General features: G+C 66.9%; 25 protein-coding genes and 1 tRNA gene. 22 read left to right on the top strand and 4 right to left on the bottom strand.

Annotated features, from left to right (window positions below; all coding sequences use genetic code 11):
* Positions 1-371: 371 nt before the first annotated feature.
* The 19 genes from aspS to AC07WC_RS05275 all read left to right on the top strand — a co-directional run bounded on the left by aspS (position 372) and on the right by AC07WC_RS05275 (position 16,830).
* The gene (aspS, locus tag AC07WC_RS05365; protein WP_495209073.1) at positions 372-2,129 is read left to right on the top strand and encodes an aspartate--tRNA ligase; all 1,758 of its coding nucleotides are present in this window, start codon (positions 372-374) and stop codon (positions 2,127-2,129) included.
* Positions 2,130-2,239: 110 nt separating this feature from the next.
* Positions 2,240-2,773, top strand: a complete 534-nt coding sequence (locus tag AC07WC_RS05360; protein ID WP_495209072.1) for a GNAT family N-acetyltransferase — start codon at positions 2,240-2,242, stop codon at positions 2,771-2,773.
* A 118-nt stretch (positions 2,774-2,891) separates the two neighbouring features.
* On the top strand, positions 2,892-3,524 hold the full coding sequence (locus AC07WC_RS05355) for an esterase/lipase family protein (RefSeq protein WP_259259404.1): 633 nt from the start codon (positions 2,892-2,894) through the stop codon (positions 3,522-3,524).
* 83 nt (positions 3,525-3,607) lie between these two features.
* A complete protein-coding gene (locus tag AC07WC_RS05350) occupies positions 3,608-4,339 on the top strand; it encodes a YebC/PmpR family DNA-binding transcriptional regulator (protein ID WP_495209071.1) in 732 nt (243 codons plus the stop codon).
* A gap of 129 nt (positions 4,340-4,468) precedes the next feature.
* On the top strand, positions 4,469-4,990 hold the full coding sequence (ruvC, locus tag AC07WC_RS05345) for a crossover junction endodeoxyribonuclease RuvC (RefSeq protein WP_121039160.1): 522 nt from the start codon (positions 4,469-4,471) through the stop codon (positions 4,988-4,990).
* 10 nt (positions 4,991-5,000) lie between these two features.
* Positions 5,001-5,591 carry a Holliday junction branch migration protein RuvA gene (gene ruvA, locus AC07WC_RS05340; protein ID WP_088433901.1) on the top strand — a complete coding sequence of 197 codons (591 nt, stop codon included), beginning with the start codon at positions 5,001-5,003 and terminating at the stop codon, positions 5,589-5,591.
* Positions 5,592-5,642: 51 nt separating this feature from the next.
* Positions 5,643-7,562: a potassium transporter Kup gene (locus AC07WC_RS05335; protein ID WP_495209070.1), complete on the top strand. Its 1,920-nt coding sequence runs from the start codon at positions 5,643-5,645 to the stop codon at positions 7,560-7,562.
* 220 nt (positions 7,563-7,782) lie between these two features.
* A complete protein-coding gene (gene ruvB / locus AC07WC_RS05330; RefSeq protein ID WP_495209069.1) occupies positions 7,783-8,823 on the top strand; it encodes a Holliday junction branch migration DNA helicase RuvB in 1,041 nt (346 codons plus the stop codon).
* Positions 8,813-9,256, top strand: coding sequence for a tol-pal system-associated acyl-CoA thioesterase (gene ybgC, locus AC07WC_RS05325; protein ID WP_495209068.1), 444 nt, complete (start codon positions 8,813-8,815; stop codon positions 9,254-9,256). Before ruvB ends, ybgC begins: the two co-directional genes overlap by 11 nt.
* 10 nt (positions 9,257-9,266) lie before the next feature.
* Entirely contained in the window at positions 9,267-10,046 is a 780-nt protein-coding gene (gene tolQ / locus AC07WC_RS05320; protein WP_019185221.1) for a protein TolQ, read from the top strand.
* A 23-nt stretch (positions 10,047-10,069) separates the two neighbouring features.
* Positions 10,070-10,498 carry a protein TolR gene (gene tolR / locus AC07WC_RS05315; protein ID WP_495209067.1) on the top strand — a complete coding sequence of 143 codons (429 nt, stop codon included), beginning with the start codon at positions 10,070-10,072 and terminating at the stop codon, positions 10,496-10,498.
* A complete protein-coding gene (tolA, locus tag AC07WC_RS05310) occupies positions 10,488-11,549 on the top strand; it encodes a cell envelope integrity protein TolA (protein ID WP_495209066.1) in 1,062 nt (353 codons plus the stop codon). The genes tolR and tolA overlap by 11 nt, the downstream gene beginning before the upstream one ends.
* Positions 11,550-11,702: 153 nt before the next feature.
* Positions 11,703-13,022, top strand: a complete 1,320-nt coding sequence (tolB, locus tag AC07WC_RS05305) for a Tol-Pal system beta propeller repeat protein TolB (RefSeq protein WP_176988420.1) — start codon at positions 11,703-11,705, stop codon at positions 13,020-13,022.
* 64 nt (positions 13,023-13,086) lie between these two features.
* Positions 13,087-13,602, top strand: coding sequence for a peptidoglycan-associated lipoprotein Pal (gene pal / locus AC07WC_RS05300; RefSeq protein ID WP_088433905.1), 516 nt, complete (start codon positions 13,087-13,089; stop codon positions 13,600-13,602).
* A 3-nt stretch (positions 13,603-13,605) separates the two neighbouring features.
* Entirely contained in the window at positions 13,606-14,412 is an 807-nt protein-coding gene (gene ybgF / locus AC07WC_RS05295; RefSeq protein ID WP_495209065.1) for a tol-pal system protein YbgF, read from the top strand.
* A gap of 132 nt (positions 14,413-14,544) precedes the next feature.
* Positions 14,545-15,243, top strand: coding sequence for a 7-carboxy-7-deazaguanine synthase QueE (gene queE / locus AC07WC_RS05290; protein WP_495209064.1), 699 nt, complete (start codon positions 14,545-14,547; stop codon positions 15,241-15,243).
* Between the two features lie 75 nt (positions 15,244-15,318).
* Positions 15,319-15,984, top strand: coding sequence for a 7-cyano-7-deazaguanine synthase QueC (gene queC / locus AC07WC_RS05285; RefSeq protein WP_495209063.1), 666 nt, complete (start codon positions 15,319-15,321; stop codon positions 15,982-15,984).
* 72 nt (positions 15,985-16,056) lie between these two features.
* Positions 16,057-16,132: transfer RNA gene (locus AC07WC_RS05280), tRNA-Lys, on the top strand.
* Positions 16,133-16,227: 95 nt separating this feature from the next.
* The gene (locus AC07WC_RS05275) at positions 16,228-16,830 is read left to right on the top strand and encodes a DUF922 domain-containing Zn-dependent protease (protein WP_495209062.1); all 603 of its coding nucleotides are present in this window, start codon (positions 16,228-16,230) and stop codon (positions 16,828-16,830) included.
* 20 nt (positions 16,831-16,850) lie between these two features.
* Here AC07WC_RS05275 and AC07WC_RS05270 read toward each other — a convergent pair whose 3' ends face one another.
* The gene (locus tag AC07WC_RS05270) at positions 16,851-18,317 is read right to left on the bottom strand and encodes a S41 family peptidase (RefSeq protein WP_495209061.1); all 1,467 of its coding nucleotides are present in this window, start codon (positions 18,315-18,317) and stop codon (positions 16,851-16,853) included.
* Positions 18,318-18,627: 310 nt separating this feature from the next.
* Between AC07WC_RS05270 and AC07WC_RS05265 the strand changes: the two genes are divergently transcribed.
* A complete protein-coding gene (locus AC07WC_RS05265; protein WP_495209060.1) occupies positions 18,628-19,599 on the top strand; it encodes a M43 family zinc metalloprotease in 972 nt (323 codons plus the stop codon).
* A 177-nt stretch (positions 19,600-19,776) separates the two neighbouring features.
* A complete protein-coding gene (locus tag AC07WC_RS05260) occupies positions 19,777-20,439 on the top strand; it encodes a lysozyme inhibitor LprI family protein (protein ID WP_495209059.1) in 663 nt (220 codons plus the stop codon).
* Between the two features lie 119 nt (positions 20,440-20,558).
* Here the strand turns inward: AC07WC_RS05260 and AC07WC_RS05255 are convergent, their stop codons facing one another.
* Positions 20,559-20,957: a response regulator gene (locus AC07WC_RS05255; protein WP_019185159.1), complete on the bottom strand. Its 399-nt coding sequence runs from the start codon at positions 20,955-20,957 to the stop codon at positions 20,559-20,561.
* A gap of 122 nt (positions 20,958-21,079) precedes the next feature.
* Positions 21,080-21,844 carry a CPBP family intramembrane glutamic endopeptidase gene (locus tag AC07WC_RS05250; RefSeq protein WP_495209058.1) on the bottom strand — a complete coding sequence of 255 codons (765 nt, stop codon included), beginning with the start codon at positions 21,842-21,844 and terminating at the stop codon, positions 21,080-21,082.
* A gap of 152 nt (positions 21,845-21,996) precedes the next feature.
* On the opposite strand from AC07WC_RS05250, the gene AC07WC_RS05245 reads away from it, so the two are divergent.
* A complete protein-coding gene (locus AC07WC_RS05245; protein ID WP_088432901.1) occupies positions 21,997-22,293 on the top strand; it encodes a TFIIB-type zinc ribbon-containing protein in 297 nt (98 codons plus the stop codon).
* Positions 22,294-22,311: 18 nt separating this feature from the next.
* Here the strand turns inward: AC07WC_RS05245 and AC07WC_RS05240 are convergent, their stop codons facing one another.
* Positions 22,312-22,824 (bottom strand): GNAT family N-acetyltransferase, encoded by a 513-nt coding sequence (locus AC07WC_RS05240; protein ID WP_495209057.1) that lies wholly within the window; start codon positions 22,822-22,824, stop codon positions 22,312-22,314.
* Between the last annotated feature and the right edge of the window lie 95 nt (positions 22,825-22,919).

Genomic DNA, 22,919 nt, shown 5'->3' with positions numbered 1-22,919 from the left:
AAGCGCAGCTGGTCATCCGGGATCCGGCGGCCGTTGGACTGGTCGGCATATTCCTGGGTGATGACCCGGCTGCGGTCGGAGGAGGACAACTGCGACAGATTCTCCGGGGCATAGGCCCGGGTGCTGATCTGGGCGTGCAGGGCCGGGGCCATACAGGCCAGGGCAAGGGTGAGGCAGGCGGTGCTCAGACGGCGTTGCATGGCGACATCCCCGTGCGGTCGTTGGTGCGCGGACTATAGGAATGCCCCCGGTTCAGAGCGTGTGATGCCGGGCGGCGGCGCCCGGATTTGCCCCGCCGGGCTGGCGGCCGCAGAATAACGGGCTTTCCGGCGCAGCTTGGCGCCGGCACTCTCCTGCGGAGCTTTACCCCCATGCGTACCCACTTCTGTGGCCTGGTCGACGAGACCCTGATTGGCCAAACCGTTACCCTCGCCGGCTGGACCGACGTTGCCCGCAACCAGGGCGGCGTGTGCTTCATCGATCTGCGCGATCATGAAGGCATCGTGCAGGTGACGGTGGAAGTCGACAACGCGGCCGTGTTCGCCGTGGCCGCCAGCCTGGGCTACGAGGACGTGCTGCAGGTCGAAGGCGTGGTGCGCGCGCGGCATGCGGCCAATGACAAGCTCCGCACCGGCAGCGTGGAAGTGATCGCCACCGCCATCACCATCCTCAACAAGGCCGAGCCGCTGCCGTTCCACGCGCACGAGAACCCGGGCGAAGAAACCCGCCTGAAGTACCGTTACCTGGATCTGCGCCGCCCGGAAATGCAGCGCATGCAGCGCACCCGCATCAAGCTGGTGCAGGCGCTGCGCCGCCACCTGGACGCCACCGGTTTCCAGGACATCGAAACCCCGATCCTGACCAAGGCCACCCCGGAGGGCGCCCGCGACTTCCTGGTGCCGGCGCGCATGCATCCGGGCGAGTTCTACGCCCTGCCGCAGAGCCCGCAGCTGTTCAAGCAGATCCTGATGGTGGCCGGCTTCGACCGCTACTACCAGATCGCGCGCTGCTTCCGCGATGAAGCCCTGCGTGCCGACCGCCAGCTGGAATTCACCCAGCTGGACATGGAGTTCGCCTTCGTGCGCGAGCGCGACGTGCAGGACTTCGTGGAGACCATGATCCGCGCCATCTTCAAGGAAGTGGTGGACGTGGAGCTGGTCGCCAGCTTCCCGCGCATGACCTGGGCCGAGGCGATGCGTCGCTATGGTTCGGACAAGCCGGACCTGCGCATCGCGCTGGAGCTGGTGGACGTGGCCGACCTGGTCAAGACCAGTGAATTCCCGGTGTTCACCGCGGCCGCCAACGATGCCGACGGCCGCGTGGCCGCGCTGCGCATCCCGGGCGGTGCCAGCCTGTCGCGCAAGCAGATCGACGAATACGCCGCGCATGCCGCCAAGTACGGCGCCAAGGGCCTGGCCTACATCAAGATCAGCGAGAGCGGTGAAGTCAGCTCGCCGATCGCCAAGTTCTTCAGCGAAGAGGCCTTCGCCGCCCTGGTCGCGCACGTGGGTGCCGGCAACGGCGACATCGTGTTCTTCGGCGCCGGTGGCTACAACAAGGTCTCCGATTTCATGGGTGCCCTGCGCCTGAAGGCCGGCAAGGACTTCAACCTGGTCGCCGCCGGCTGGGCGCCGCTGTGGGTCACCGATTTCCCGATGTTCGAGTACGACGAGGAAGCCCAGCGCTACGTCGCCCTGCATCACCCCTTCACCGCCCCGGCGGTGGACGACATCGCCGACCTGCGCGCGAATGCGAAGACCGCCGTGTCGCGCGGCTACGACATGGTGCTCAACGGCAACGAGATCGGCGGTGGTTCGATCCGTATCCACCGCTCGGACATGCAGAGCGCGGTGTTCGAACTGCTGGGCATCGGTGCCGAAGAGGCCGAGGGCAAGTTCGGCTTCCTGCTCGATGCGCTGCGATTCGGCGCGCCGCCGCACGGTGGCATCGCCTTCGGCATCGACCGTATCGCGGCGCTGATGGCCGGCACCGAGTCGATCCGCGACGTCATTCCGTTCCCGAAGACCACCGGCGCGCAGTGCCTGATGACCGGCGCCCCGTCGCCGATCCCGGACGAGCAGCTGGCCGAAGTGCATGTCCAGGTCCGTCCGCGCGCGGTCAAGGAATAAGGTTTGGCCGGTACCGGCCGACCAACGGTCGGTACCGCCGCACCGGCCGTGATCAACGGCGGGCCGGCTTCAGGTAAATTGGCGACCACCCCGTCGCCAATGCCCTCGCCGTGACCCCAGGCCGCTACACCATCCGCCGCGCTACCCCGGACGACGCCCAGACCCTGTCGGTGCTGGCCACGCGCACGTTCGTGGAAACCTTCGGCCACCTGTATCCGCCGGAAGATCTGCAGGCCTTCCTCGACGAGGCGTACCCGGCGGAGCGCCAGCGCATCATTCTTGAACACCCCGATTACGCGGTCTGGCTGCTGGAGCTGGATGGCGTCGCCGTGGGCCACGCCGCCGCCGGTCCCTGTGGGTTGCCGCATGCCGAGGTGCAGCCCGGCGATGGCGAACTCAAGCGCCTGTACCTGATCAAGGCGCAGCAGAGCTGTGGCTGGGGCAGCCGCCTGTTCGAAACCGCGCTGGCCTGGCTGGAGCGCGAAGGCCCACGCACGCTGTGGCTGGGCGTGTGGTCGGAGAACTTCGGCGCCCAGCGCTTCTATGCCCGCTACGGCTTCAGCAAGGTCGGCACCTACGAGTTCCCGGTCGGCAGCGTGCGCGACCTCGAGTTCATCCTGCGCCGACCGCCCACGGCCGCCTGAGCACCGCATCTTCGCGGCCCACGGCCCACGACGGCTTCACCTGCCGTTGGCTGGTCCATTCGTCTAATGACGCTGTTTCCTTCTGCAGGCGCCCAGCCCAACGGGCTAGGCTGACATCATGAATCCCCCCGTTTTACTGCTGCATGGCATCTGGAATGCGCGCGCCTGGGTCGGCCCCCTGGCCTGGCGCCTGCGCGCGCGCGGCTTCGCCGTGGATACCTTCGGGTACTCCAGTGTGTTCGGTGGCCCGGAGGTTGCGGTGCCGCAGCTGCTGGAGCGGCTCAAGGACAGCGGCCCGGTCTCCCTGGTCGGGCACAGCCTGGGCGGACTGGTCGCGCTGGAGGCCCTGCGGCGCGCGCCGGAGCTGCCGGTGTCGCGGGTGGTCTGCCTGGGCTCGCCGCTGCGCGGCAGCGTGACCGCCCGTTCCCTGAGCGATCACGGCTGGTCGCTGGCGCTCGGGCGCAGCTCGGAACTGCTGCTTGATGGCCTGCCGGCCTGGGAGGGCAGGGCGCAGGTCGGCCTGATCGCCGGGTCGGTCCCGCATGGGTTGGGCAGCCTGCTGGGTGCCTGTGGCGATGCCTCCGATGGCACCGTGGCGCTGGATGAGACGCAGCTGCCGGGCCTGGCCGACCACTGCGTGATCCCGGCCAGCCACAGCGGGCTGGTGTTTTCGCCCGATGCCGCGCGGCAGACCGCCGCCTTCCTGCGCGACGGCCGGTTCCGGCGCGATGATGCGGCCCACGCCGCCTGAGCGGGCCCGGCACTGACACGGGCCGGCCGGCGGATCAGGTAGAATTCGCGCCCTGTTCCTGACAGAAGCACGAGAGTCACCCCATGGGTAGAGGCCCCTCCATCGAGAACCGCAAAAACGCGTCTGACGCGAAGCGCGGCAAGATTTTCACCAAGATCATCCGCGAGATCGGCGTTGCCACGCGCGGCGGTGGAGGCGACCCCAACAACAACCCGCGCCTGCGGGTGGCCATGGACAAGGGCCTGTCCTCGAACATGTCCAAGGACGTGATCGAGCGCGCCATCAAGAAGGCGACCGGTGAGCTGGAAGGCGTCGAGTACGAGGAGATCCGCTACGAGGGCTATGCGCCCGGTGGCGTGGCCGTGATCGTGGACTGCCTGACCGACAACCGCGTGCGCACCGTGGCCGATGTCCGCCATGCGTTCAGCAAGTGCGGCGGCAACATGGGCACCGAAGGCTCGGTGGCCTTCATGTTCAAGCGCCTGGGGGTGCTGCACTTCGCCGCCGGTGCGGACGAAGAGGCCGTCACCGAGGCGGCGATCGAGGCCGGCGCGGACGACATCGTGGTCTACCCGGAAGACGGCGCGATCGATGTGCTCACCGCCGCCGACGGCTACCACGCGGTCAAGGATGCGATGGAAGCGGCCGGTTTCAAGCCGGACCACGCTGAAATCACTTTCCGCGCCGACAACGACATCAAGGTCGAGGGCGATACCGCCCTGCAGGTCAAGAAGCTGCTGGACATGCTCGAAGACCTGGACGATGTACAGGACGTGTTCTCCAACGCCGATCTCGGCGCGGACGCCTACGCCTGAGCGGGCCTTTCACCGGTCGCTTTGCGCGACCGGTGAGCGGACAATGCGGACCATGATGACTCCAGCCGTTCCCTGTTATCCCCGCCGCATGTGTCCTTTCCGGGCCGCGGGCGGCCGTGTGCGTGCCGCATGACGCGCATCCTCGGCATCGACCCCGGTTCGCAGCGCACCGGGGTGGGCATCATTGATGTGGACGCCGCCGGCAAGGTGGTCCATGTCCACCACCTGCCGCTGGTGCTGCTGGGCGCGGATGACTTCCCGCAGCGCATGAAGCTGCTGGTCGTGGGCCTGACCGCCTTGGTCGAGGAATACCGCCCGGACGAAGTGGCCATCGAAAAAGTGTTCATGGCGCGCAACCCGGATTCGGCCCTGAAGCTGGGCCAGGCGCGCGGCGCGGCGATCTCGGCCGTGGTGATGCGCGACCTGCCGGTCAGCGAATACGCCGCCACCGAGATCAAGCTGGCCGTGGTCGGCCGCGGTGGCGCGGAAAAACAACAGGTCCAACACATGGTCGGGCTCATGCTCAACCTGAAAACCAAGCTGCAGGCCGACGCTGCCGATGCGTTGGCCGTGGCGATCACCCACGCCCATGTCCGGGCCACGGCGCTGCGCCTGGGCGTCAATGCACGCCAGGCCTGGAGCCGGAAATGAGGAAAACTGCATGATTGGTCGTCTGCGCGGGATCGTGGCCTACAAGGCGCCGCCGTGGCTCATGGTCGACGTCAATGGCGTCGGTTACGAACTGGAGGCGCCGATGAGCACCTTCTACGACCTGCCCGAGCTGGGCCGCGAGGTCACCCTGTTCACCCATTACGCGCAGAAGGAAGACAGCGTCTCGCTGTACGGTTTCCTGCGCGAGGGTGAGCGCCGCCTGTTCCGCGACGTGCAGAAGGTCAGCGGGATCGGCGCCAAGATCGCGCTGGCGGTGCTCTCCGGGGTCAGCGTGGACGAGTTCGCGCGGATGCTGCAGGCCGGTGACATCACCGCGCTGACCCGCATCCCGGGCATCGGCAAGAAGACCGCCGAGCGCATGGTGCTGGAGCTGCGCGACCGCGCGGCCAATTTCGGCGGCGGCGGGGCACCGATCGCCGGTGCGGCGCCGGCCACCGATCCGGTCTCCGAGGCGACCGTGGCCCTGCAGCAGCTGGGTTACAAGCCGACCGAGGCCGCGCGCATGGCGCGCGACGCCAACGCCGAGGGCGACGATGTCGCCACGGTCATCCGCAAAGCCCTGCAGGCTGCGCTGCGCTGATCGCGCGCGCCTGTTCCTGATCCGATACCGACCGCGTCCGCCCGGAGCCCCATGTCCACCACTTCCCCCCAGCACAGCGACGGCCAGGCCCCGCACGGCCACGCGCCGGCGGCCGGCGGCATGGCGCTGATGATCGGCGCCATCGGCGTGGTGTTCGGCGACATCGGCACCAGCCCGCTGTATACGCTGAAAGAAGCGTTCTCCCCGCACTACGGTCTCAACAGCGACCACGACACCGTGCTGGGCGTGCTCTCGCTGGCGTTCTGGGCACTGAACATCGTGGTGACGCTCAAGTACGTCACCATCATCATGCGTGCCGACAATGACGGCGAGGGCGGCATCATGGCGTTGATGGCGCTGACCCAGCGCACCCTGCGCAACGGATCGCGCTCGGCCTACGTGGTGGGCATCCTGGGCATCTTCGGCGCTTCGCTGTTTTTCGGCGACGGCGTGATCACCCCGGCCATTTCCGTGCTTGGTGCGGTCGAAGGCCTGGAGGTCGCCGCCCCGGGCCTGCACAACTTCATCGTGCCGATCACCGTGGTGGTGCTGCTGGCGGTATTCGCCGTGCAGCGCTTCGGCACGGCCAAGATCGGCAAGCTGTTCGGCCCGATCACCTCGATCTGGTTCCTGTCGCTGGCCGCGATCGGCATCTGGAACATCGTCGATGCGCCGGAAGTGCTCAAAGCTTTCAATCCAATGTGGGCGCTGCGCTTCTTCATGGAACATGGCTGGCACGGCATCTTCATCCTCGGCGCGGTGGTGCTGGCGGTGACCGGCGGCGAAGCGCTGTACGCGGACATGGGCCATTTCGGCGCCAAGCCGATCCGCCATGCCTGGTACTACTTCGTGCTGCCGTGCCTGGTGCTGAATTACCTCGGGCAGGGTGCCTTGGTGCTGAAGCACCCGGAAGCGGTCAAGAACCCGTTTTTCGAGGCGGTGCCGGAGTGGGGCCTGTATCCGATGATCGTGCTGGCCACGATGGCGGCGGTGATCGCCTCGCAGTCGGTGATCACCGGTGCGTTCTCGGTTTCGCGCCAGGCCATGCAGCTGGGCTACATCCCGCGCATGCGCATCACCCATACCTCGCACGACACCATCGGCCAGATCTACATCCCGGGCATCAACTGGGGCATCGCGGTGATGGTGATCGGCCTGGTGCTGGCCTTCCGCAGTTCGTCCAACCTGGCGGTGGCCTACGGCATCTCGGTGTCGGCCACCATGCTGATCGATACCCTGCTGCTGGCGCTGGTCGCCCGCGCGCTGTGGCCGAAGGCGCGCAACTGGATCATCCCGCTGTGCGTGGTGTTCTTCGTCATCGACCTGGGCTTCGTGATCGCCAATGGCGCCAAGCTGCTGCAGGGCGCGTGGTTCCCGGTGGTGCTGGGCATCGTGCTGTTCACCATGATGCGTACCTGGCGCCGTGGCCGCGAGCTGCTGCGCGATGAGATCCGCAAGGACGGCATCCGGATCGACACCTTCCTGCCGGGCCTGATGCTGGCCCCGCCGGTGCGGGTGCCGGGCACCGCGGTGTTCCTGACCGCCGACCCCTCGGTGGCCCCGCATGCGCTGATGCACAACCTCAAGCACAACAAGGTGCTGCACGAGCGCAACGTGTTCCTGCACGTGGTGACCCTGCCGGTGCCGTATGCGCCTTCGGGCCAGCGCCTGAAGATCGAGTCGGTGGGCGATGAGTTCTACCGGATCTACGTGCGCTTCGGCTTCATGGAGACCCCGGACGTGCCGCTGGCGCTGATGCGCTCGTGCGACCACGGCGGGATCTATTTCGACCCGATGGACACCACCTTCTTCGCCAGCCGCGAGACCATCGTGGCCACCGCCAACCGCGGCATGCCGATCTGGCGCGACAAGCTGTTCGCGCTGATGCACCGCAACGCGGCCCCGGCGACCGGGTTCTTCCGGATTCCGGGGAATCGGCTGGTGGAACTGGGCGCGCAGGTGGAGATCTGACGAAGTCAGATCTCCACCTGCGGCCCAAGGTTTGCTGCGCAAACCTTGGGTCCCGGGCGCATTCCACCTGATCCCCGCGCCTTCGGCGCGCCCCTCCGATGCGTTCCCGGTAGTGCCGGCCGCTGGCCGGCTCCCCATGACGCCTGCATCGTGCGGAGCCGGTCAGCGGCCGGCACTCCCCGGAGCGCGGATCGCGTTCCTTTTGCCGCATAATCCACACATGACTGACGACCGCATCATCGGTGCCGTGGCGACCCGCGAGGACGACAGCACCGACGCCAGCATCCGCCCCAAGCGCATGGCCGATTACCTCGGCCAGGCCCCGGTGCGCGAACAGCTGTCGATCTACATCGAAGCGGCCAAGACCCGCGGCGATGCGCTGGACCACGTGCTGATCTTCGGCCCGCCTGGCCTGGGCAAGACCACCTTGAGCCACGTGATCGCCAACGAGCTGGGGGTCGCGCTGCGCGTCACCTCCGGGCCGGTGATCGAGAAGGCCGGTGACCTGGCCGCCCTGCTGACCAACCTGCAGCCGCACGACGTGCTGTTCATCGATGAAATCCACCGCCTGTCGCCGGTCGTGGAAGAAGTGCTGTACCCGGCGATGGAAGATTTCCAGATCGACATCATGATCGGCGAGGGCCCTGCGGCCCGCTCGATCAAGATCGACCTGCCGCCGTTCACGCTGATCGGCGCGACCACCCGTGCGGGCCTGCTGACCGCGCCGCTGCGCGACCGCTTCGGGATTGTGCACCGGCTGGAGTTCTATACGCCGGAAGAGCTGACCAGGATCGTCCGGCGCTCGGCCAGCATCCTCAACATCGACTGCACCGCCGAAGGCGCGGCCGAGATCGCCCGGCGCTCGCGTGGCACCCCGCGTATCGCCAACCGGCTGCTGCGCCGTGTGCGCGACTTCGCCCAGGTGAAAGCGGCCGGCCACATCGACCAGGACGTCGCCCAGGCCGCGATGCAGATGCTCAAGGTCGACCCGGAGGGCTTCGACGAGCTCGATCGGCGCCTGCTGCGGACCATGGTCGATTACTTCGATGGTGGTCCGGTCGGCATCGAGTCGCTGGCCGCCGCCCTGTCCGAAGAGCGCGGCACGCTGGAAGACGTGGTCGAGCCGTACCTGATCCAGCAGGGCTTCCTGATCCGGACCGCGCGCGGCCGCATGTGCACGCACAAGGCCTACCGGCACATGGGCCTGAAGCCGAAGAATCCGCCGGCCGACCTGTTCGCGGAGGTCCCGGATGTCGGTTGATCCCCGGGTTGAGCCCCGATTCAGTTGGCCGACACGCATTTACTGGGAAGATACCGACGCTGGCGGGGTGGTGTACCACGCCCGCTACGTGGCCTTCATGGAACGGGCGCGGACTGAATGGATGCGCGCGCTGGGGTATGGTCAGGAGCGCATGCGCTGCGACCATGGCCTGGTGTTCGCAGTGCGCAGCATGACCATGGATTTCCTCAAGCCGGCGCGGCTGGACGATGCGCTGGCGGTCACCGCCACGCTGGTGCAGTGCAAGCGCGCCAGCATGGTGTTCGCCCAGGCCGTGTGCCGGGGCGAGGAAACACTGCTGACCGCGCAGGTGAAGATCGCCGCGCTCGATGCAGCCACCTTCAAACCGCGTGGCATGGACGATGCACTGCATGCCGCGCTGAAACACCTCGAATTTCCAGAATCCGCACACTGAGGAACAACGGATGATCGCAATGCTCCTGGCCCTGCAGGCCACGGTGACCGAAGCGCTGCCGCAGGAAGTCACCAGCGCCGCGGCGCAGACTGTCGCCCAAGCCGCGCACGGCGGTGGCATCAATTACCTGGACCTGATGGTCAAGGCCAGCATTCCGGTGAAGATCATCGTGCTGCTGCTGCTGGCCGGCTCGTTCATCAGCTGGGTGATCATCTTCCGCAAGGCGCGTGTGTTCAATGCCGCCAACCGCGCCGCCGATGAGTTCGAGAGCCGCTTCTGGTCCGGTGCGGACCTGGGCAAGCTGTACAGCTCGGCGACCGACCGCAACCGCCAGGTGGGCGGCCTTGAAGCGATCTTCGAATCGGGTTTCCGCGAGTTCACCCGCCTGCGCGACAAGCGCCGCCTGGATGGCCGTGCGCAGCTGGAAGGCGCCCAGCGCGCCATGCGCACCACCTACACCCGTGAAGTGGACCAGATGGAGCGCAGCCTGGAGCTGCTGGCCAACATCGGTTCGACCGCGCCGTACGTGGGCCTGGTCGGCACCGTGTTCGGCATCATGGTGACCATGCACGACATGATCAACAGCGGCGAGCAGGCCGGTATCGCCTCGGTCGCCCCGGGCATCTCCGAAGCCCTGTTCGCCACCGCCATCGGCCTGTTCGTGGCGATTCCGGCGGTGTGGGCCTACAACCGCTTCACCACCCGCGTGGAGCGCATGTCGGTGCGCTTTGAAACCTTCGCAGAAGAGTTCAGCTCGATCCTGCAGCGCCAGACCGCGGGCGACGAGTAAGCGCCCAGCACAGGAGTCCTGCCATGACCGCAGCCATTGGCCGCCGCAAGCGCCGAAAGCTCAAATCCGAAATCAACGTCGTGCCGTACATCGACGTCATGCTGGTGCTGCTCATCATCTTCATGGTGACCGCGCCGCTGCTCACGCTGAGCTTTGAAGTGGATCTGCCGACCTCCCAGGCCAAGGCGCTGGAGAGCAAGCAGGATCCGGTGATCGTGTCCGTCCGCCTGGATGGCCAGTTGAGCCTGAAGCTGCCCGAGGCCAAGGACCCCGAACCGATGGATGCGACCCGCCTGCAGGCCCAGCTGTCCGCGCTTTCCTCGCAGGACAAGAACCTGCGCGTGATCGTCGCTGCCGACAAGGCCGTGGCCTATGAAAAGGTGGTCGCGGCCATGGACGTGATCAAGCGCGCCAACGTGGAAAAGGTGGGCCTGGCGACCGATGCACGCTGAAGCCCTGCCACCGCAGCGTCAGCCTGAAGAGAAGTGGGGTCTGCCGATCGCGCTGGCGCTCGGCGTGCACCTGCTGTTGGCGCTGATCTTCATCGCCGCCTGGTTGTGGTCGCCGCAGCGCACCACCGAAGCGGCCGCCGGCGATCCGGCGATCGAGGCCAGCCTGCAGCTGTCCGCGTCCGAAGCCTCGGCCGCGCGGCAGGCCTTGCGGGCCTCCGAATCGCTGCCGGACCTGCCCGAACCGGTGGCCGAGCCCGAACCGATTCCGGAAGACACGGTACCGCCGCCGCAGCCCTTGCCCGAGCCGCGCCCGCAGGATGCGCCCACGCCGCAGCAGTCGCAGGCGCAGGAACGCATCGCCCAGCCCGACACGGTCGACCAGGAAGCGGTCAACGCGCTGGCGATCTCGGCTGAAAAGGCCAAGCAGGAGCAGGAAGCCAAGCGCCGCCAGGAACAGATCGATCTGACCGAGCGCAAGCGCCAGGAACAGGCCGAGCAGAAGCTGCGCCTGGCCAAGCAGCAGGAAGAAGCCGAGCTGAAGAAGAAGCTCGCCGAGCAGGAGCAGAAGGCCAACGACGCCAAGGCCGAGGCCGAGCGTGACAAGAAGCTGGCCGAGATCCGCCGCAAGCGCGCCCAGGCCGAGAACGAAGCCAAGCTGGCCGAGCAGAAGCTGCGCCAGGTCACGGCCGCGCGTGCGGCCAGTGCCTCGGCCTCCACCGCCGGTGCGACCGGTGCCGCCAAGCCGGCGGCCGGGGCAGGGGGGACCAGCGACGATCTCAGCGCCAAGTACGCCGCGGCGATCCAGCAGAAGGTCTCCGCGCAGTGGACCCGCCCCGATTCGGTACCGCTGGGCCAGCGCTGCCAGGTCTCGATCACCCAGATTCCGGGTGGCCAGGTCATCCAGGCCAAGGTCAGCGGCAGCTGCCCGTTCGACGAGGCCGGCCGCCGCTCGATCGAGGCCGCGGTGCTCAATGCCCAGCCGCTGCCGTACCGCGGCTTCGAATCGGTGTTCGCGCGCACGATCAACTTCACCTTCACCGCCCAGGATTGATCCCGGGCGGCCCGAAGCCGGCCGCCGCGTTAACGACGTGTGAGATTTGCGCCAGGGGTGACTCGGAATTCACACTGCCTTGGTTCATGATTGCGAAACTGTTCACCGCCGTCCTGTTATCCCTCGTTCTGGTTTCCCCCTATTGAGCGCTCCATGAAGAAGATGCCTCGCTGGTTTGCCGTTGTAGCGGCCCTGTTGTTGCCCTTTGCTGCCATGGCGCAGCAGAAGGGGCTGGATATCGACATCATCGGCGGCAACGCCTCCGCCACGCCGATCACGGTCGTGCCGATGCCGTATCAAGGCTCGGCAGGTGCCCCGCAGACCGACGTGGCCGCCGTGGTACGCGCCGACCTGGACCGTTCCGGCCAGTTCCGCAACCTGCCCGAGGCGCAGATCGTCGAAAAGCCGACCCGTGGCAGCGAGATCCAGTTCGCCACCTGGCGCGCGCTGAAGCAGAACTACATCGTGGTCGGCCGGGTCATGGACGCCGGTGCCGGTGCCTACCGCGTGGAGTACGAGCTGTACGACGTGCCCAAGGGCGAGCGCCTGCTCGGCCTGGCGATGACCGCCCGTGGCAACGCCATGCGTGACGTCGCCCACCAGATGGCCGACGCCATCTATGAAAAGATCACCGGGGTCCGCGGCGCCTTCTGGACCCGCATCGCCTATGTCACCGCCAGCGGCAAGGGCGATGCCATGCGCTATGCGCTGATGGTGGCCGATTCGGATGGCTTCAATCCGCAGACCATCGTGCGTTCGGCCGAGCCGCTGCTCTCGCCCAGCTGGAGCCCGGACGGCAACAAGCTGGCCTACGTGAGCTTCGAGCGCGGCAACTCGGCGATCTACATCCAGAACATCTCCAGTGGCGCGCGCGAGCTGGTCACCAGCTTCCGTGGCATCAACAGCGCCCCGTCGTTCTCGCCGGACGGCCGTCGCCTGGCGCTGTCGCTGTCGCGCAGCGGCAACCCGGAGATCTACGTGATGGACCTGGGCAGCAAGCAGCTGACCCAGCTGACCAACCACTTCGCCATCGATACCGAGCCGACCTGGAGCCCGGACGGCAGCAGCGTCTACTTCACCTCCGACCGTGGCGGCCGCCCGCAGATCTACCAGGTCGCCTCCAGCGGTGGCAGCGCCTCGCGCGTGACCTTCCAGGGCAACTACAACGCCACTCCGAGCCTGTCCTACGACGGCAAGAAGCTGGTGGTCGCCCAGGGCAGCGGCAACACCTACAAGATCGCGATGATGGACAGCAGCACGGGCTCGGCCCGCTGGAACACGCTGTCGCCAGGATCGCTGGATGAATCGCCGAGCTTTGCGCCCAACGCGAGCATGGTGTTGTACGCCGCCCGCGAGGGTGGTCGTGGAGTGTTGTACGCCGTTTCGGCCGATGCGCGCGTGCGCCAGCGGCTGGTTTTGGCGGACGGTGATGTTCGCGAGCCTTCTTGGTCGCCATACCGTACAAAGCGCTAACAGAGTGTTAAGATTTCGCCGTATTCATCCCTCATCCGGCTTTAGGAGCCTCAAAGGTATCGCCATGAACAAGACCACCCGCGTTCTGCTTGTCTCCCTGTTGTCCGTGGCCGCCCTGGCCGGTTGTTCCAAGAAGGTCAAGGAAACGCCTGTTGCCCCGGTGGATACCGGCAGCACCACCGCTCCGACCGGCCCGTCCACCTCCGGCCTGTACGGCCCGGGCGATCTGGATACCGACTCCTGCCTGCGCCAGCGCGTGGTGTACTTCGACCTGGACAAGGAAGACGTGAAGCCGGAATTCCAGGCCATCATGGCTTGCCACGCCAAGTACCTGCGTGACCGTCCGTCCTCGCGCATGACCCTGCAGGGCCACACCGACGAGCGCGGTTCGCGCGCGTACAACCAGGCCCTGGGCGAGCGTCGTGGCAACGGCGTGTCCTCGGCACTGCAGGCCAACGGTGGTTCGGCTTCGCAGCTGACCGTCGTGTCCTACGGTGAAGAGCGTCCGGTCTGCACCGAGTCGGGCGAGTCCTGCTGGTCGCAGAACCGTCGCGTCGAGATCGTCTACACGGCTCAGTAATAGATGCGCTTTCGATTTCTATCGATGATCGTTGCGGCAGCCCTCGTGGCTGCCGCACCGGCCAATGCGCAGCGCCAGAGCCTGGCCGACCGCGTCAGCGCGCTTGAGCAGCAGGCGAACAACAACCAGTCCAACATGGACATGCTCAATCAGCTCAACCAGCTGCGTACCCAGTTGCAGGCCCTGCAGTCGCAGGTCGAGCAGCTGCAGCACGACAACGAGCAGCTCAAGCAGACCGGCAAGGACCAGTATCTGGACCTGGACAGCCGCCTGAACCGCCTGGAAGGTGGAGCCCCCGTGCTTCCCGCCGCCCCGGCTGCAACCGCGCCTGCGCCAAACGCCTCCCCGAAACCGGCAACGGCCGCTTCCGAGCGGCCGCCTTCCGTGCACGGCGATGCCGGCAGCCTGGCTGCCAGTGGCGATGAGCGCACGGCCTACAATGTCGCCTTCGATTCGCTCAAGGCCGGCAAATACGAGGACTCGGCGCAGCTGTTCATGAGCTTCCTCGAGCTGTACCCCAACGGTGTCTATACCCCCAACGCGCTGTACTGGTTGGGTGAAAGCTATTACGCCACCCGCAATTTTCCGCTGGCTGAGGCGCAGTTCCGCGACCTCATCTCGCGCTACCCGACCCATGACAAGGCGTCCGGTGGCCTGCTCAAGATCGGCCTGTCGCAGTATGGCGAAGGCAAGGTCGACCAGGCCCAGGCGACCCTGGAACAGGTCGTGTCCACGTACCCCGGCTCCGACGCCGCGCGCACCGCGCAGGACCGTCTGCAGTCGATCCGGCTGGGTCAGCAGATCCGCTGAACCCGCCCCGGGCCGCTGAGGCGGCCGGGCCCGGTATAATGATTGATCGCCAACCGGGCGTTGCCCGGTCTTCCGTGCCGGGCCATGCCCGGCTGTTGTCGTTTCCGAAGCCGTCCGTCAAGAATCACCGCCATGACCACGACCCTGTCCGCTGCTGCCGCACTCCCCAGTGAGATCGTGCAGTCCCCGCTGCCGCGACTGAAGATCACCGAGATCTTCCTGTCCCTGCAGGGCGAAGCCGATACCGCCGGCTGGCCGACCGTGTTCGTGCGCCTGACCGGCTGCCCGCTGCGCTGCACGTACTGCGATACCGCCTACGCCTTCCATGGCGGCACCTGGTGGGACATCGATGCGATCGTGGAAGAGGTGCTGGCCCAGGGCGTGCACCACGTCTGCGTGACCGGTGGCGAGCCGCTGGCGCAGAAGCGCTGCCTGGTGCTGCTGGAGAAGCTCTGCGATGCCGGCCTGGACGTCTCGCTGGAAACCTCCGGTGCGCTGGATGTCAGCGCCGTCGATCCGCGCGTATCGCGGGTGGTCGATCTGAAAACCCCCGGCTCCGGCGAAATGGCCCGCAACCGCCTGGAGAACCTGCCGCTGCTGACCAGGCGCGACCAGATCAAGTTCGTCCTGTGCAGCCGCGAAGATTACGAATGGGCCCGCGGCATGGTCCGCGAGCATCGCCTCAACGAGCGCAGCATGGTGTTGTTCTCGCCGAGCAAGAGCGAGGTCAGCCCGCGCGAGCTGGCCGACTGGATCGTCGCCGACCGCCTGCCGGTGCGCTTCCAGATGCAGCTGCACAAGCTTCTGTGGAATGACGAGCCGGGCCGGTAAGCCGCCTCGGCATTCCCTGATGTACCCGGCGCGGGACAGCGTGCTGGTTCCCTGCAAACCACCGGAAACACCCCCATGAAGAAAGCAGTCGTCCTCCTGTCCGGCGGCATGGACTCCGCCGCCGTCGTCGCCATCGCCCGCGAGCAGGGTTTCGCCGTCCACGCCCTGAGCGTGCGCTACGGCCAGCGCCACACGTCCGAACTCGATGCCGCCGCGACGGTCGCCAGCGCGCTGGGCGCGGTCGCCCACAAAACCGTCAACGTCGACCTGCGCAGCATCGGTGGCTCGGCCCTGACCGACGACATCGACGTGCCCGAAGCGGGCGGCGAGGGCATCCCGGTCACTTACGTGCCGGCCCGCAACACCATCATGCTGTCCGTCGCGCTGGGCTGGGCCGAAGTGCTCGGCGCCAACGACATCTTCTGCGGCGTCAACGCCGTGGACTATTCCGGTTATCCGGATTGCCGCCCCGAATTCATCCAGGCCTTCCAGGCACTGGCCAACCTGGCCACCAAGGCGGGTGTGGAAGGGGCGGGCATCCAGGTCCACGCGCCGCTGCAGTTCCTGAGCAAGGCCGACATCGTGCGTGAAGGCGTCCGCCTCGGCGTGGACTTCGGCCTGACCGTGTCCTGCTACAACGCCGACGACGAGGGCCGCGCCTGCGGCCACTGCGACGCCTGCCGCCTGCGCGCGCAGGGCTTCACGGATGCCGGCGTACCGGATCCCACCCACTACGTGTGATGCCGGACGGGTACGCATGAGCGCCAAGATGCGTTAGAATGCGCACCCCCGGCGTCATGTCGGGGATGCAATGGGCCGTTAGCTCAGTTGGTAGAGCAGAAGACTTTTAATCTTTTGGTCGATGGTTCGAATCCATCACGGCCCACCATTGCATCCATGATCCAGGCGACCGCGAGGTCGCCTTTTTCATGGACGTGGCCCCGTCCACGCTGCATCTCTTTCATCTGCCGCATGGAGCGCGTCGTGATCGAATACGTTTTCTTTTCCCGGACCGCACTCGGCCGCCGCCTCATCGGCCGTGGCACTGCCCTGGCCATTGCGCTGCTCGCCCTGGATGCGAGTGCTGCGCCGGACCTGGCCGTCACCTACTACGATGTTCCGGGCAATAGCCTCCAGGAACTGCGCCAGTCATTGAATACGCTGGGCCCGGTCGGCAAGGACGGCAAACGTCATCACGGCCAGGTGGACTGGCGCGTGGGCTGGCGATTCAACTACCTGCCCCGGGGCACCGGCTGCAGGATCGACGCGCTGCGCATGGAGGTGAAGGCCACCATGCTGCTGCCGCGCTGGACCGGCGTGGATACGGCGCCAGCGGCGCTTCAGCAGGAATGGACGCGCTACAGCCAGGCGCTCCGCGTGCACGAGGATGGCCACGCCGCTCGTGCCACACAGGCATCGGAGGAGATCCAGCGGCGCTTCGCTGCGGTGGGTGGCGCGATGAACTGTACGCGGCTGAACGAGGAGCTCAACCGCATCGGCCAGGCGGTCATCGACGAGTATGCCGCCCGCGACAGGCAATACGACGAGGACACCGACCACGGTGCTACGCAGGGCGCGCGCCTCTAGGCTGCGCGCGCTGCACGGGTTCAGTGCCGTGCGATGTCGCCGATGAGCGTATCGATCAGCCGCTGCGCGCGCATCCGCGCGCTTTCGCCACTGCGTGGATTGACCGGCAGATCAGGCGTGATGCCGGCCACTTCATCGCTGCCGTCGGCACGCAGGCGCACACAGTTCGGCACCCGCACGCGCAGGTGGGAATGGGGCAGGACCGGCGGGGTTTCCGCACTCATGAAGCCACAGCCATAGCCTCCACTGTGCGTACCGACGATGCGGGCGATGTGGTTGTCCTGCATGCGCGCCGCAAACATCTCGGCTGACGACGCGGTCTTGCCGTTGGTCAGCACATAGACCCGGCCAGTCCACGCCGCCCAGTGTTCGCGCAGGTCCTGTGCCCAGTCCAGCCGATGGGCGATCAGGATGTCATCGAGGCTGTCCACCACCGGGCTTGGCAACGGTCCGCCGGACGTACCCGCTGCAACCAGACGCCGACATGATGCGGCGTTCCAGTCCTGATGTGCCCGCCAGACCCGGGACAGGTCGCAGGCCGGCACCGCCACCGCCTGCCGCGATGCCTGGAAGGCGGCACGCTCCGTGGCCAACAATGCATGTGCCGTGGCATTGGGATGGTGATTGCGGAGTGCGTCGTCGAGCCGTTCGTACTGTTCATCCAGGTACGGCTTGCCGGCGGCTGACTGGCTGACCTGCAGCACCGCCGACGCCACCGGCTGGCCGGTGAACAGCCGTGTCAGCAAGTCGCCGCTGTCGTCCCCGCCCGGGTTGTCGCCCACATCCACCAGCACGGCATCGACGCCATCCTGTTGGAAGCGCCGCAGGCTGGCGGCGATCGCCGCGACCCATGCGTCAGCCAGGGTGCCACGCATGTCGCCGGTGGAGTCGGCATGCCGAAGCTGTGGCCACAACGCGTGGCAGAGGCCGGGATAACGCAGCGCATCGAACTCGTGCAGGCGCAGCACCCCGATCGAGTGTCCATCCGGCAGGGACAGTACGCCGGCGCGCAGCGCCGGATCCGCGCCATCGTCCAACGGGCGATAGTCCGACAGCGTCTCCAGCGGGAGACTGAAATCGTGCCGGCCCTCGTCGGCCACGCCCAGCACCGCGCAACCCGCGTTTGCACCGAGCGTGCGCGGATCGACCGGCGCCGGCGCGCTGGATGGGGCTGCAGGCTCAAGCGGGTCGAGCAGACCGAGATGACCGTCGCGGAAGCCGGCGACGAAGGTGCGCAAGGCCTGGAGTGCCTGTGCATCGCTGCGCGCGTCGGCCAATGCGCGTTGTGCCGTGGCATCCAACGCGGGCAGGTCTACACCGCTTTGAGGCGAAGCGACCCACGCCAGGTGCGCGTAGTCCTGTTCCAGCGCCTGCTTGAGCGCGGCATGGTCGGCCTGCCAGGCGCCGCGATCGAATGCAGGTGCGGCACGGGCGGCCCCCGGCAAGGCAACGGCCGCCATCGCCAGCATGATTGCGAATCCTCTCATCCCTGCCATACAGCCTCCTTGGAACCGTCATCGCCGCCATCGGCGGGCCAATGCGATCGGGTCGTGTGCGATGTGACTCGCGTCGATCCTAGCCAACGCGCCACGCCGGCGGAAGTGCGAAGAGGGCACAGCGTACTCCCGCCTGCGCATGCCGGTGGCCGTCGGTGATGCACCTGCCGTTGTTACGCGCCGGTCGCACCGGCATGACGGTGGAGTCAGTGCCATTTAGAACTTTCTCCATTCAGAACGGCGCGTCATCCGCCGATGCTGCGAATGCCGGGACTGCCGGCGTCCGCATCGGTCCATTTCCATGCTCATCAACCGTCCCAGTGTGGCTGCCCTGTGTGTTGCTGTCTTGATGGGGAGCGCTGCTTCGACAGCGCATTCCGCCCAATCCGCCAGCACCGCCGAGCGCGCCGCCCTGCATGCCACGCCGCCGCCGGATATGGCCGAGGTGATGACACTCCTGGAGCAGATTCCGCCCGGGCTGCGTCGTACGCCGCACTCGGCAACGGAGATGCCGATCTTCGTGCATCAGATCCTGTCGTCGGATCAGCAGCGCGGTCATTTCACCGCCGCCCAGCTGCAGGCGCAGATGGACCGGATGAACGCGGCCTTTGCGCCGATGGATCTTCAGTTCCGCGTGGCCGGATGGGACGCCGTGGCATACGATCCCTGGTTCCTGGCATGCACCTCCAGCGACAGCGCTCATCCGGATGTGCTCGCCATGACGGACTTTTTCGTCGGTCACCCCGACGGGGCCAATGGCAACGCCGCGGGTTTCGTGCACCTCTATACCTGCGGCAATGACGCGACGCTGGGCTTTTCCAGCTACCCGTGGGATTTCCACCCCAGCTTCGGGGGATTGGGCGAGCAGGACCGTCGGCACCGCCTCACAGTGCATTACGCCACCTTGCCTGGTGGCAGTTACCCGCCGTACAACGAGGGCGGAACGTTGGTGCATGAAATGGGCCATTTCGTTGGTCTGATACACACGTTCGAGGGTGATGACTGCCAGAACGGCGATTATCCGATCGGCGACTGGAGTATCGACACGCCGGCCATGACCAGTGCGCCCTACAGCGGCTGCCCCATCACGCGCGATACCTGTCCGGCCGATCCGGGCGCCGATCCGGTCCGCAACTACATGTCGTATTCGCAGGACAGTTGCCTGAGCGAGCTCACGCCTGGCCAGCACGCGGTGATCAGGCGGTGGACCGCGTTCCGTCCCACGTTGTGGTTCTCGTCGGGACGGTCGGCGGATAGCCTGCCAGTGCCTTGATGCGTGACCGGCACGGGCCCGCTCATGGTGCGGTGGCGAAGGGGATGGATACGCCGTGTTCGGGGACATAGCCGTTACGGAGATGGAGGGGCCAGCCAAGGCAGGTACAGTGACGGATGGCCAGGTCAGCGCCGTATAAGATGGTGACTGTCTATCGATCGAAATTCTGGAGGTGCCATGAACCGTTTCGTCCTGCTGAGCATGGGGGCGCTCGCGCTCGCGGCGTGTTCCAGATCTGAACCGACCGCCCCGGTAGCCGACGCTCCGCATCCGGTGGAGCATCCGACGCCGGAAGCGGTCCCGCAGACCGCCACCCAGTCGCCGTCGTTCGATTGCACGAAGGCGACGTCCGAGGCCGAGAAGCTGGTGTGCGTCGACGCACGCTTGGCCGCGCTGGACCGTCAGCTGGCTGCGCTCTACAAGCGTGTGCAGACCAGCCCCGACGAGCTGGACATCGCGGCCGAACAGCGCGGCTGGATCAAAGGGCGCGACGCCTGTTCGCGCGCGGTGGACCCCAAGCGATGCCTGGAGGAGTCCTATCAGACCCGTCTGGTCGAGCTGACCATCAATGGCGGTGGCATCCAGATACCGGCCAAGGTCGAGTACCGCTGCGACGACAACAGCAAGCCGGTGACGGCCGTGTTCTACAACGACATCGACCCGACCGCGGCCGTGGTCAGCTGGGGCAACGACCAGGCGATCGTTTTCCCGGTGCCGGTCACCCAGGACGAGAGCAATGGCGGCCGCTGGGGGCGTGAAGGCGTCGATCTGCGCACGCACGATGACCAGACCACGCTCGACTTCTATGGCACCACGCTGCACTGCCAGATCGCCAGGTGATGGCGCCCGCCGCGGCGCCGCTCAGCGCCCGCGGCGAGCGAGCTCCTCGTGCTGCCGAGCGCCTCGGCGGCCACCAACGCCTGACTGTCGGGCGTTGGCTGGCACTCCGGTGGCTCCCCTCAGGCGCAGGCGGCCAGCGGCTGCTGGAAGCAGGCGCGGATTGCGTCAAGCAGTTCGCTCATGCTGTAAGGCTTGGGCAGGAAATGCATGCCCGGGCCGAGCTGCGGTACCACGACGGAAGGCTCCAGGCCCGAGGTCACCAGCACCGGCAGCCCAGGCCGTTCCTGCTTGACCCGATGCGCCGCTTCGATACCACTGACCGCGCCCAGGCAGACATCGGTGAACACCAGATCGAAGCGCTCGCCGGCCTGCAGCAGGCCCAGTGCGGCTTCGGCGGAACTCACGGCGACGACTTCGCAGGCCTGGCTTTCCAGCGCCATGCGGCTCAGCTCGCGGGTGTCTTCGGTATCTTCGATCAACAGCACGCGCGGTTCGGGATGGTGCTTGGACAACAACATGGAGCGTGGTTCCTGCTTACCCCCGGACAGGGGCGCGCAAGTATCGCGGGCTGCCGGTGAGGAGACCGTGGACGGCGCCGAAATGCCGGGTGAAGCGGCCGCACCGCCTGCGTTTGCGCGGGTTAGGCCAGGGTGAGTGAGCGCGTTCGACGGCGGTGCCAGGCCCAGACCAGCGCGACCGCCAGTCCTGCCGCCGATAGGCGCAGCACCGTCGCCGGCCAACCGACGGCCGTGGCTTCGGTGATCACGAACACGTTCCAGGCCAGGTTGAGCGAGACGTGAAGGGCCAGCCCGCTCCACAGAGTGTAATCGTCCAGGGTATTGAGCCAGGCGAACACCAGCCCACCGATGCCGGTGATGGCGAACACCTGCAGGGCCATGCCGCCGCCGCCGCCGAACGACCACCAGTGGATCGCACCGAAGATCACTGCCTGGACCAGCGCGGCGGCCAGCCACGGCCAACGCTGCTGGCGGTGCGCGAAGATGAATCCGAAACCGCGGAAGATGATCTCTTCGGCAAGCGGAAACAGCACGCCGAGCATCAGCAGGGCGAGCCCATTTTGGGTCGGATTGAAACCCCCCAGCCACCACAGACCCAGCCAGCACGGCAGCGTCGCCAGCAGCGCCAGTGCCGGACCCTGCCAGCCATTCCAGCGCAACCCGAGCAGCGCATGCAGGCGTTGCCCCGGGCGTACCAGCAGCGCGGCCACGAGCAGCACCAGCAGCACGCCCAGGCCGTTGTCGAGGAGGGCGCCGCCATAGGGAATCGGCAGTTTCGGGATCGGGGCGCCCAGCCACGCGGCAAGGTCGCGCAGGTTGATCGATACGGCCAGGGTCAGCACGACCACGCAGGCGGCCAGCCAGGTGGGCAGGCGGAGGGGTGGCATGGGACGCTCCATATCCAGAGATGCGGGGAGTGTCGGCGAGGACAGGCGCGACAGCATGGGGCATTGGTCGGGGGGCCATCGGTCATGGCCGCGTTGCAGCACGGTCAGGTGCGACCGGCTAGAGTGCGGCTTTACCCCTTGGACGACCGCCCATGCAATGCCCCGTATGCAAGACCCAAGCGCTGCAGATGTCCGAGCGCCAGGGCATCGAAATCGATTACTGCCCGCAGTGCCGTGGCGTGTGGCTGGACCGTGGTGAGCTGGACAAGATCATCGAGCGCTCGGCCGGGGCCGCCGCGCCCGCGCCGGTGCGCGCGGCTGCACCGCCGCCGCCGGCTGCCGTGCAGCACCGTGATACCCGCCACCTGGGCCAGCAGCAGTACGGCGACCAGCAGGGCTACCGCAAGAAGAAGAAAGAGAGCTTCCTGTCGGACCTGTTCGACTTCTGATGCGTGCCTGCGCCGCGCTCAGGCGCGGCGCAGAATGAATTCCCGGTCGACGCTGTCGCCGACCGGGAAATCGTATTCGCCCACCTTGCGGCAGCCATAGCGCGCATAGAAGCGCTGCGCACCAAGATTCTCCGACCATACGCCGACCCACAGCGTGCGCCGCTGCGGTTGATCGAGCCACGCCAGGAAGGCATCCATCAGCCGCGCGCCGTGACCGCCGCTCTGGTGGCTGGCGAGAAGGTAAAGACGTTTGAGTTCGATATCGCCCTCGACCGCGTCGACATGCGGCAGGCTGTTGGGGCCCGCCGCGAGATAGCCCACCACGTCGTCACCGTCCTGCAGCAGCCACGCCGCATTGCGCGGATCGGCGAGTTCGCGACGTTGCGGCTCGACCGAATAGTGGCCGTGCAGGAACTCGCGAAGATCCTGCGGCGGGTAGGAGTCGCCGAAGGTTTCGGTGTAGGTGGCGATGGCGATCGCCGACAGCGCGTCGGCATCGGCAACGGTGGCACGGCGGAGGGTCAACGTCATGGCGCAAGGCTGGCAGCTGGGGCCGGCAGCTTACGCCATCACCGGGGCCGACCGTGGTTCCGGGTACGTCCGTACCCGGAACCTGTCACGGCGGC

This window comes from Stenotrophomonas sp. GW821-FHT01H02A (assembly GCF_059422145.1).
This window is presented reverse-complemented; position numbering and strand designations above follow the sequence as displayed.